This window comes from Syntrophorhabdaceae bacterium, assembly GCA_028713955.1.
Classification (GTDB): Bacteria; Desulfobacterota; Syntrophorhabdia; order Syntrophorhabdales; family Syntrophorhabdaceae; genus UBA5609.
Genome location: JAQTNJ010000103.1, coordinates 1 through 10507, shown reverse-complemented (window position 1 = coordinate 10507; position 10507 = coordinate 1). Strand labels below are relative to the sequence as shown.

9 protein-coding genes are annotated in these 10507 nt (G+C 48.5%); 6 read left to right on the top strand and 3 right to left on the bottom strand.

Annotated features, from left to right (window positions below):
• The first annotated feature begins 59 nt into the window (after positions 1-59).
• The 3 genes from PHU49_09820 (at position 60) to PHU49_09810 (ending at position 3888) form a co-directional block, all read left to right on the top strand.
• The gene (locus PHU49_09820; GenBank protein ID MDD5244302.1) at positions 60-950 is read left to right on the top strand and encodes a xanthine dehydrogenase family protein subunit M; all 891 of its coding nucleotides are present in this window, start codon (positions 60-62) and stop codon (positions 948-950) included.
• 104 nt (positions 951-1054) lie between these two features.
• Positions 1055-1543, top strand: a complete 489-nt coding sequence (locus PHU49_09815; protein ID MDD5244301.1) for a (2Fe-2S)-binding protein — start codon at positions 1055-1057, stop codon at positions 1541-1543.
• Positions 1540-3888 (top strand): molybdopterin-dependent oxidoreductase, encoded by a 2349-nt coding sequence (locus PHU49_09810; GenBank protein MDD5244300.1) that lies wholly within the window; start codon positions 1540-1542, stop codon positions 3886-3888. Before PHU49_09815 ends, PHU49_09810 begins: the two co-directional genes overlap by 4 nt.
• A 205-nt stretch (positions 3889-4093) precedes the next feature.
• On the opposite strand, the gene PHU49_09805 is transcribed toward PHU49_09810, so the two are convergent.
• Both PHU49_09805 and PHU49_09800 read right to left on the bottom strand, forming a co-directional pair.
• Complete coding sequence (locus PHU49_09805; protein MDD5244299.1) at positions 4094-5329, bottom strand: MFS transporter; 1236 nt, start codon at positions 5327-5329, stop codon at positions 4094-4096.
• Between the two features lie 354 nt (positions 5330-5683).
• Entirely contained in the window at positions 5684-6559 is an 876-nt protein-coding gene (locus PHU49_09800) for an ARMT1-like domain-containing protein (protein ID MDD5244298.1), read from the bottom strand.
• Positions 6560-7180: 621 nt separating this feature from the next.
• Here PHU49_09800 and thiS point away from each other — a divergent pair.
• A complete protein-coding gene (gene thiS / locus PHU49_09795) occupies positions 7181-7396 on the top strand; it encodes a sulfur carrier protein ThiS (protein ID MDD5244297.1) in 216 nt (71 codons plus the stop codon).
• A gap of 232 nt (positions 7397-7628) precedes the next feature.
• Here the strand turns inward: thiS and PHU49_09790 are convergent, their stop codons facing one another.
• Entirely contained in the window at positions 7629-8516 is an 888-nt protein-coding gene (locus tag PHU49_09790; protein MDD5244296.1) for a LysR family transcriptional regulator, read from the bottom strand.
• Between the two features lie 119 nt (positions 8517-8635).
• Between PHU49_09790 and ppcB the strand changes: the two genes are divergently transcribed.
• Together ppcB and PHU49_09780 are read left to right on the top strand one after the other, a co-directional pair.
• Positions 8636-10051 carry a phenylphosphate carboxylase subunit beta gene (gene ppcB, locus PHU49_09785; protein ID MDD5244295.1) on the top strand — a complete coding sequence of 472 codons (1416 nt, stop codon included), beginning with the start codon at positions 8636-8638 and terminating at the stop codon, positions 10049-10051.
• A 116-nt stretch (positions 10052-10167) separates the two neighbouring features.
• Positions 10168-10507: AMP-binding protein (locus PHU49_09780; protein MDD5244294.1), on the top strand; the 340-nt coding region annotated here is incomplete at its 3' end.

Sequence of the window (10507 nt, the reverse complement as noted above, 5' to 3'; positions counted from 1 at the left end):
TTTTTTACAAATTGTTATAATTATCAGAAATCCTGTCAAGAAAGGTACACGGAGGCCGTATGTTATTATTACCGAAGTTTGATTATCACGAGCCGGAGAGCATGAAAAGCGCCTTTGCGCTGCTGTCCGGTCTGAAGGCGAACGCAAAGATCATTGCAGGCGGCACCGATGTTCTCGTAAACATGAAAAAGGGGCTTATCTCACCGAAATACCTGATAAGTCTCGCAAAGATGGAAGAACTCTTTGTCCTGGAACCAAGAAAAAAGAGTACTGCCATCGGTTCCCATGTAATTGTCAGCGAGCTCGCCGAGTCTGCCTTTCTGTGGAAAAATTTTCCGGTTATCGCAAAGGCAGCAAGTGTCCTGGGATCGCCGCTTATCCGAAACAGGGCAACAATAGGAGGAAACATTGTAACGGCGAGACCGGCTGCGGATCTTCCTCCGGCGCTCATGGCAGTGGGGGCAAAGGTAGAGTTGAAGAGCAAGAAGGGGAGAAGGGAAGTCGGCATCGATGAATTTTTCCTTGGTCCCGGGAAGACGGTTATAAGGCCCGATGAGATCTTAACGAAGATCATTGTCAATGAACTGCCTCCTTTTACCGGCGGCGACTATATAAAACTCGGGCACAGAAAAGCCCTTGAGATAGCCATTGTCGCCGTTGCATCAAGGATTACCCTTGATAAGCCACAGGGGGTTATAAGGAACGCGCGGATTATTTTAAGCGCTGTGGCACCGCAGGCGATCCACGCTGTATCTGCAGAGAGGATCCTCATCAATGAAAAACCGACTGAAAAGCTGATTGAAAGGGCGGCAACCCTTGCTATGCAGGATTGCAGGCCGATCACCGACATCCGCGGAGGCGAGGAATACCGGAAGGAGATCGTGAAGGTACTGGTAAAGAGGACACTGGTAAATGCGGTGAAGGCGGTGAACAGGAAGAGACAGAAGTGAGAAAAGTGAAACGTGAAAGGTGAAAAGTAAAAAGCATTAATGCTTTTGCTATGAGCTATGAACTAACAACCATGAGCTGATAAGGAGCCGGTAAGGAGTGCACAATGAAAAAAGTGATAACCATGAATGTGAACGGGAGAGAATACGAGATTGCTGTAGCGCCCAACCGTACCCTTACCCAGGTGCTCCGGGAAGAGCTTGGTCTTCTCGGGACGAAGGAAGGGTGTGGGATAGGAGACTGCGGCGCCTGTACGGTTATTCTTGACGGACGCCCGGTGAATTCCTGCCTGGTTCTTGCTGTCCAGGCAAACGGCAGCCAGGTTGCGACCATTGAAGGGGTTGCCGAAGATCAGAACCTCCACCCGGTCCAGCAGGCCTTTGTCGACCATGGCGCCATCCAGTGCGGTTTCTGTACCCCGGGTATGGTCCTTTCAGCGAAGAGCCTCCTTGAAAGGAATCCTCACCCGACAGAGCTTGAGGTAAGGGAGGCAATATCCGGGAACCTCTGCCGGTGCACAGGCTATCAGAAGATCGTAGAGGCTGTGCAGGCAGCGTCCAGGACGATGAAGAAGAGGGGGAAAACAAAGGGATGAAAAAATACAGCGTGATCAATACAAGGGTTCCAAGGGTTGATGCCTTGTCGAAAGTGATGGGTAACGCCCGCTATGCCGACGACCTCTCGATGCCCGGTATGCTCTACGGCGCACTCCTGCAGAGCCCCCTGGCACATGCAAAGATCCTCAATATTGATATTTCGAAGGCACAAAAACTTCCCGGGGTAAAAGATATTATCACTGCCCGCGAGGCAGGCCGTATCCGGTTTGGTGTCAGTCCCGCACGGTACGATGAAACGATCTTCTGTCATAATAAGGTGAGATATGTCGGTGATGAGGTCGCTGCGGTTGCGGCTATCGACGCCGATACTGCCCGCGAGGCCGTTTCTTTGATCCAGGTCGATTATAAAGAATTACCGCCTGTCCTTGATATATTTGAGGCTATGAAGGAAGGGGCGCCGCTGATCCACGATGATTATCCAGGGAACATCGGGGCCGAGGTGCATCAGGAATTTGGTCATGTCCGGGCTGCCTTCAAGGGATGCGACTACATACGGACAGACAGGTTCACGAACAAGAAACAAGACGGGGCCTTCCTTGAACCGCAGGCCTGCCTTGCCGTTTTTGATCTCAATGGTCAATTGACACTCTATACCTCGACGCAGACGCCGCATTACGTCCAGAGGACCCTGTCGATGGTTCTCAATATCCCCATCGGGAATGTGCGGGTTATACAACCTTACGTAGGGGGAGGCTTCGGTCCGAAGGCATCGGCGAACACCATTGAGCTTGCCGCATCTCTGTTTTCAATGAGGACGGGAAGACCTGTCAAGATGACCTTCACGAGGGAACAGGTTTTTATGCACTCCCGCGGCCGTCACCAGTTCTTTCACGAACTGACTACGGGCGTGAAAAAGGACGGGAGGCTCGTTGCGCTCCACAATACCTGCTACCTCGACGGCGGGGCCTATTCAAGTTTTGGCATTGCCACAGTCTACTATGCCGGGTCACTTCTTGGCGCGCCCTACAAGCTCCCCAATATGAAATACGACGGGTACCGCGTCTATACGAACAAGCCGGCCTGCGGAGCCCAGCGGGGACACGGCGGCGTTGCCGCACGGGCTGCCTTCGAACAGCAGCTCGATATCATTGCCGGGGAACTCGGCATGGACCCCATTGAGTTCAGGCTGAAGAACATCATGCAGAGAGGGGATGTGACCTGTAATGATTTTAACATGAGCAGTCTCGGCATGAAGGAGTGCATAGAGGCAGTGCGAAATGATTCAGGTTGGAAGAAAAAAAAGAAAAAACTGCCGAAGGGCAAGGGTATCGGCATGGCGTGCGGTTTCTTTGTCTCAGGCGCAGGCTATCCCATATACCGTTCCGAGACCTTCCACTCCACTGCCATGATCAAGCTGTCTGAAGATGGAGGAACAGCCGATCTCTATACCGCCGCGGCAGAGATCGGTCAGGGTTCGGACACGATCCTCACGATGATCGCAGCGGAGGCGCTGGGAGTCGGAGTTAAAGACGTGAAGATACGCTCCGGGGATACGGATTACGGCATTGACCTTGGCGCCTATTCGTCACGGCAGACCCTGATGGCCGGTCACGCGGTAAAGCAGGCCGCAGAGGACGTAAAGAGACAGGTCCTTGAGGTGCTTTCAGGGAAGCTGGGAATCCCTGTCAATACAATGGATATAAAGGATGGGATGGTTCTCTTCAGGAAAAAGGTAAATTTTTCGGGGTTGCGGTCATTGTATGAAAAGGAACACCGCGGCTGGCCCGAACAGCCGGGGGGTAACGCGCTCACCTTCAAGGAAGCAGCCCGCATCGCCTACCTCGAGAAAGGGGTTGTCGTGGGAGGCGGAGCATATAAGCCGGGAGAACTGGGAGGCACCTATAAAGGTGCTGCCGTGGGGACATCTCCTGCCTACGGATGCTCGGCACAGGTCGTTGAGGTCACCGTCGATATGGAGACCGGCAAGGTCACCGTCGATAACATGACCGATGCCCATGACTGCGGGTTCGCCATCAACCGTACCAACGTGGAGGGACAGATGCAGGGTTCCCTCTCGATGGGACTGGGCGAGACCTTCTTCGAGGAGGTAAAGTTCGACAACAAGGGGAAGATAGAGAACCCCACACTGGGAGAGTACCGGATACCGACCTCCCTCGATATGCCGAACGTAAGGACGATCATCGTCGAGAGCGACGAGCCGAACGGTCCCTTCGGCGCGAAAGAGGTGGGGGAAGGGGCGATCATGCCCACGATCCCTGCGATACTGAACGCGATCTATGATGCCGTCGGCGTGCGCATCACCGAGCTCCCCGCCACATCGGAAAGGCTGCTGATGGCAATAAAAGAGAAGAACAAAAAGTGAATAGTCGATAAAAGGTGAAAAGTGAAAAGCAGAAAGCCATCAGCATACAGCCATCAGCGTCGATTATCGATTATTGAGTGACGAGTATCAAGTATCGAGTGGCCAGTACCGCATCCTCTCATCTTCCCATCCTCGCATCTTCTGTTCTCCTCATGACGGTTTGCTACAAGGACCTCCTGATAATGTGTTGATGAATTATCCGGGTTTAATGAGGTCTGCGGGAATCCTTTGAGAATGCGTAGAACACAAGACCGCAGACCATACCCAGGAGACATATGAAGAATGCCGTATGATAGCCCTGGGGAGGGTAGGAACGATCGGCACGCACAAAGGCCTCAACTATAACCCCGATTACCTGCATTAAGACCGCGCCGCCCGATATGACAAAGAAGTTTACCCCTGCTATGGCTGTTCCCGACATGTTAAGAGGAAAAAGATCCTTGATATGTGTGTATGCCAGCATCCCGAAGCTGCTGAATATACCCATGAAAAACAGCAAGACCGAGAACACGAGCGGACTGTTAATATCAAATATCCCTGTAAGCGGTACAAGACAGAGTGCGTAAAGGCCTAATCCCGTGAGAATGACGGTTTTTCTGGAATAAAAAACCCTGTCGGTCAGGTACCCTGCTATCGGGGAACCGATGATCATCCCGATGGAGAGCATCATCAGGAGATTGCCGGTTTTCATCTGTGTCAAACCCTTTATGTCCATGAAATAGGGTCCAAGCCATAATCCCTGCAACGCGACGAATGTACCGTATCGGAAGAAGGCTACAGCGCCCAGTTGCCAGAACGACAGATTGCTCACGACCAGCCGGAACGACTCCATGATGCCTGTTTTTTTATCCTGAGCAGACAAAGGCGTGTCGCCGTGTTGCCTGTTCCTGCCGTCACCTTTCAGGACCCAGAAAAGGAGGATCGCGAGGACGACGTTTATGCCCCCTGCGTAGAACAATGTCTGTCTCCAGCCTATTGTCGCGTTGAGGTATGCCAGGGGTGATGTGGCAAGGACGTTTCCCAGTGTTCCAATGGAGATGATAGTCCCTGAAAGTATGGCGAATCTTCCTGCCGGAAACTGTATGACAAAGACCTTCAGGCTCCCCATCAGAACCGATGCCATACCGATACCCAGCAGGGTTCTTCCCATAAATGCTGATGCAAAAGAATCCGCAGAACCGAATACAATGGCCCCTGATGCACCTACGAGAGAGAAAAAGGTTATGACGATCCGGGGTCCTATCTTGTCGAGAAGTACCCCCATGGGGATCTGGCAAAGGGCGAAAGAATAAAAAAAGGCGCTGCCGAGTGTGCCGAGTCTTTCAGCATTGAGGTGAAGATCCCGCATCAGATCAGGGGCGATCACCGCGTTTGTGACACGGTAAAACATGGAAAAACAGAATATGGAGGAGAGGGCTGCAAAGACTAAGATAGGTCTCAACTGAACGGTTTCCTCCTTTACTGGGGCTCACGTCGCCCCCTCTTCGGGCATAAACCCGAAGAGACTTCCCTTCTCGCCCGAGAACGGGCTATGAAAACTATACTGGTACTGTGGGGCTCACGTCGCCCCCTCTTCGGGCATAAACCCGAAGAGACTTCCCTTCTCGCCCGAGAACGGGCTATGAAAACTATACTGGTACTGTGGGGCTCACGTCGCCCCCTCTTCGGGCATAAACCCGAAGAGACTCTCGCACCCACTTCGTGGGTACCCGGCCCAAGAATGGGCTAAGAAATATATGCGGGTACGTCACCCGGGTACCCGCCTGCGGGTGCTATTTTTGAATGCAATCCGGTATTACATATTGGCGATGATCGGACTGCCGAGAGGTACCTTGTAAATGGTGACATAAGGTCTGCATTTTGCCTGAAGCAGAAAGGATATCTTTCCTTTCAGGCCTGCTTCTTCTGTCAATGTGTCGTAGTTCCCCCCTCCTTTTGAAATGACCAGATCCGATCCGTATATCAGTGTTTTTAATTCCTGCGGAAGCTTTTCAATGATCGTACCGGGCAGGGGTTGCCGGATGCCGTTCTCAATGGTGTGCGTTACAGCGTCCATTCCCGCATACAGGGCGTCTTTCAGGGTTGCGTCATTCAGTACAGGGAGTGTCCGCGTAACAAACGTCACATTACTGCCGAAATGTTCCTGAATAATCTCTATGAGGATCTTATCAAAGACGATCTCACCACAGTTATCGCCGAAGAAGATGATCTTTTTTGCCTTGCTCAGCCTTTCCCTGAATTGTTCTGTGTCCACGGCGTCCAATGAAAAGCTCTGCAGTTTTTGAATGATTCCTTCTACCGGTTGATCTGTCCCGGTTGTCATTATATCTATGGCGTTCCCTGATATAGAGAATTTTATTGCTGAAGCCAATGGGTCATTGCTGCTGAGAACAGATTCTTTGACAGATGGATGAAGCCTGAGCGCTGTATCGTTCTGTTTCTTTTTCACTTCCTTCAATGGATCTTCAATCCCCGATATCTCCTGAAACATGACCCAGAGGTTTCTTATTATTTCAGGAGAGGTGATCTTGAAGTCATGCGGAGTCTTTGGTCTTTGTTGTTCGATTGCATCTGTGAACGTTTGTATTGCGTGTTCGTTGTTCAGAGAAATGCGGGCAACTTCCATGAACATCTTCGTTATACAGGGGAAGCAATCAGGCCAGATGTACATAAGAACCACCCAAAAGACGTGAAAAGTGAAAGGTGAAAAGTGTAAGGTTAAAAACCAAAGATACTTCGCTTAATAACACACCCGTTCCTTGTTTCATGTTTTCTTGTACTATAGAGGATTGCGCAACAATCTTCAACCGATTTCAGCAGACACCCTTCGTAAGACGTAAGGCGTGAGAGGTGAGGGGATAAACCCAGTGAAAGGTGATAGGTAATAGGTGATAGGTCATTGCGAGCCCGCAAGGCGTAGCGTTTTGTCATTGCGAGCGTAGCGTGGCAATCTCAATAATAGATTATGTCTTATGAGATCGCCACGTCGCTTCGCTCCTCGCGATGACAATATAATGCGATGACAATACAATAAAGACCTTGTTCCTGAACCTTTCATCCTCTTTTTGTCCCTTTGTCTTTTATCCCTCGGTTTGTTCCGCCTTATGTTTTTTACTCTCCGCTCTCCGCTCTTTGCTGTAATTCCACTTACGGATATTTCGCCATGAGCCATGTGAAAGATATGGTTTTTCGGTGAAAAAAATAATAGAATACCAGACAATGAGTCCGGAGGATCCGTTAGGCGTTAAGTAGTTTAACCCCTTACGACTCACGTATAAAGAGGGACATTACCGTGCATGGCAGGAAGATCGAGATTACATTTAACGGTATGAAAGAAATGGTTCCGGAGAATACCACGATTACTGACTTGATAAAATTAATGAAAGAGAAAGACTCCGGTCTTATTGTGGAACTTAATAACCGCTTTGTGTTTCCTCAGAAATATCCGGAGGCCGTCCTGTCCGATGGGGATAAGGTGGAATTCATCAATCCTGATTTCGGAGGGTGACAGCTATCAGCGAACAGCTATCAGCAATCAGTTTGTGAAACTCTAAATTCTTATATCGAAGCATTAAACAAATTTAAATGCAGACCATAAGGCGTCAGGCGTGAGGGGAGAAGCGCAACAGAGAGCGGGGGACAAAGGCGTGGCGACCCTGTTGGATGAGATTGCCACGTCGCTTCGCTCCTCGCAATGACAATATTAATGAGAAACCTTGAACGTAGAACGTTGAACGGATTTATTCACTATGCCATATGAGCAAGGCATCGATGAAGGCACGAGCAATCTTTGACAGGCTGTCTTCATTGAGATACGCGATATTTGTATTCATGGTGATAGAAACGTCAGAGATTGTGATCTCTTTCAATAGCCCCTGTGAGAGTTCTTTTTCCACGGCAGACCTTACAATGAAAGAGGCTCCTTCACCCCTCTCTAAAAGTTCCTTTATGAATTCGAGGTTGCTTGCCTCATACAGTATGGCAGGTGTAAGGCGCATCTTTTTGAACATATCCATTGCTGCTTTGCGGGCAGCTGAGCCTTCCTCTCTCATTACCAGAGGAAAACGCGTGAGTTCTTTCATGGTAATCGAATCTTTTTTTGCAAGGATATGGTCAGGAGAGGCCACCAAGAGGACTTCTTCCTTTCCAAAGGCGATGCTGCAAAGAGATTTCGGATATTCAGTGTTTGCCACAATAGCCAGTTCGTTTTGCATATTGAACAGACTTTGAATCATTTCCAAGGAACTCCCCTCGTTTAAATGAATACTTACCCCAGGATAAAGTGCATGAAAACGCGATATGTAGTTTGGCATGAGATAACGCGCGTAGGTTTTTGTTGTTCCGATATGGAGTGTGCCTTTTTTTACTTCTTTTATCTCATTGATCGCCTTCTCTGCCTCGTTTTCGAGCTCAAATATCTTTTGTGCATATTCGAGGAGTAATTTTCCTGCCCCGGAGAGAAAGACCTTATTGCCAATTTTAATAAAGAGTTTTATTTGCAGCATCTCTTCCAGTTGCTTTATCTGGATAGAGACAGCAGGTTGCGATATGGAGAGACGTTCCGCTGCCCTTGAGAAATTCAGTTCTTTGGCAGATTCGTAAAAAACCCTCAGGTGGTTAAGATTCATTATAATGAATTATTCCATAACTTTTATTTATATACCACATAATTATTATGTATTGGACAATATTTGCTATTATGTTATTCACAATATAAACACAAAAAAATTTAATAGGAGGGGGAAGAATGAAAGAGCTAAGAGAGTTTATAGCAAAATGTGAAAAAGAAGGAGAGCTTAAGAGGATAAAAACCAAAGTAGACTGGAATCTTGAAGTTTCTCATATTGCAAAACTGAATGAAGAGAAAAAGGGTCCTGCGCTTTTATTTGAAAATGTGAAAGACTATAAAATACCTCTCCTTACATCTGCCTTTACAACACCAAAAAGATTGGCCATTGCCCTTGGAATGCCGCTCAATTATTCAATGTGTCAGATGGCAAAGGAATGGATGAAGATTACCACAAAACAACTGACAAAACCAAAGGTAGTTAAAAGTGGTCCTGTCCAGGAAATGATTGTGAAAGAAAAGGATATAGATCTGCTCAGAGATTTTCCCGTACCTTATATGTATCCTCAGGATGGAGGCAGGTTTGTCGGAACAGCAGAATATCTTATCACAAAGGATATGGAGACAGGATGGACCAACCTTGGGACATACAGAATGCAGGTCCATGACAGAAACCACGCAGGTATCCAGATTATAAAAGGGAAACACGCTGATTTCCATTTTAACCAGTATAAGAAAGCCAAAAAACTTATGCCTGCCGCAGCAGTAATCGGGTGTGATCCACTTCACTTTCTGGTATCGAGTACTCTGGTTGGTGCACAGGTAGATGAGTATGATATCATCGGCGCATTGCGTGGCGCGCCTGTTGAAGTTATCAAAAGCGACCTTACAGGTTTGATGCTGCCGGCTCATGCGGAGATTATCCTCGAAGGATTTATAGACCCGGAAGACCTGAGAGAAGAAGGTCCATTTGGGGAATATACAGGGTATTATTCAGGAAAGAAAGGGGAAGAATGGCCCAAACAGGTACTCCATATCAAGAGAATATTAAGGCGTAAGAATCCGATCTTCTGGTCTACCACAGTCGGCAAACCGGTTACCGATACCCATATGATACAGTCTCTGAATAGAACCGCAACGATGTGGACTGACCTTGAGAACATGAGGGTCCCGGGTATTCAATCTGTTTACCTGCCTCCTCAATCCGGTGGGAGATTCTGGGCTATCGTTTCAGTCAAAACTATGTATCCGGGTCATTCAAACCATGTTGGTACTGCAGTTATATCAACCACCACAGGCCACTACGGCTTAAAAGGTGTAATAGTGGTAGATGCGGATATACCGGCTGATGATATCGATAAAGTCCTCTGGTCCCTTTCAATGCGCTATGACCCGTACCGTTCAACAGAGATTATAAAACGCGGAAGGTCTACGCCTCTCGACCCTGCCCTCCCCATTGAGGCAAGAGACATTGTGTCGAGAATAATTATGGATGCTACCGTTCCATATGAATGGGCAAGAAAACCAAATGAGGTCTTTCTCGATGAAGAAATGGTAAAAAAGGTTCAAGCCCGCTGGAAAGAATACGGACTTTAAAGGGTAAAGAAATAGTATTCAGCACTCAGCAGCCGGCTTTCAGCGAGACTTTTTCGATTTAGTTTTTTTGCTGTAGGCTGATAGCTGATCGCTGACGGCTGAGATAAGGGGGAAGTATGAGACCAATACGATATACAGATGAAATGATAGCAGAGTTTCAACGTGACGGATACTGGACTGACGAAATCTTCTATGATTTCTGGGCAAGGAATGCAAAGGAGCTGAAGGACAGAGAGGCGCTTGTTGATTCAAAATACCGTGTGACCTGGGCACAGGCGAAGAATCTCATCGACGCCCTTGCCCTGGCATGGGTAAAACTGGGCATCCCCAAAGACGCGCGCGTGATCATCCAGGCGCCTAACAGTGTTTACGGTTTTCTCGCCCGTGTTGCAAGCGAAAGGGCAGGTCTTATCTCCCTTACCGTGTATCCTTATCTGAGGGAGAAAGAGCTGGAGT

What these genes read in the sequence shown, in the direction of transcription:
- PHU49_09790 (MDD5244296.1), bottom strand. Translation starts at nt 8,516, where the DNA reads ATGAATCTTAACCACCTGAGGGTTTTTTACGAATCTGCCAAAGAACTG.
- ppcB (MDD5244295.1), top strand. Translation starts at nt 8,636, where the DNA reads ATGAAAGAGCTAAGAGAGTTTATAGCAAAATGTGAAAAAGAAGGAGAG.
- PHU49_09810 (MDD5244300.1), top strand. Translation starts at nt 1,540, where the DNA reads ATGAAAAAATACAGCGTGATCAATACAAGGGTTCCAAGGGTTGATGCC.
- PHU49_09820 (MDD5244302.1), top strand. Translation starts at nt 60, where the DNA reads ATGTTATTATTACCGAAGTTTGATTATCACGAGCCGGAGAGCATGAAA.
- PHU49_09800 (MDD5244298.1), bottom strand. Translation starts at nt 6,559, where the DNA reads ATGTACATCTGGCCTGATTGCTTCCCCTGTATAACGAAGATGTTCATG.
- PHU49_09815 (MDD5244301.1), top strand. Translation starts at nt 1,055, where the DNA reads ATGAAAAAAGTGATAACCATGAATGTGAACGGGAGAGAATACGAGATT.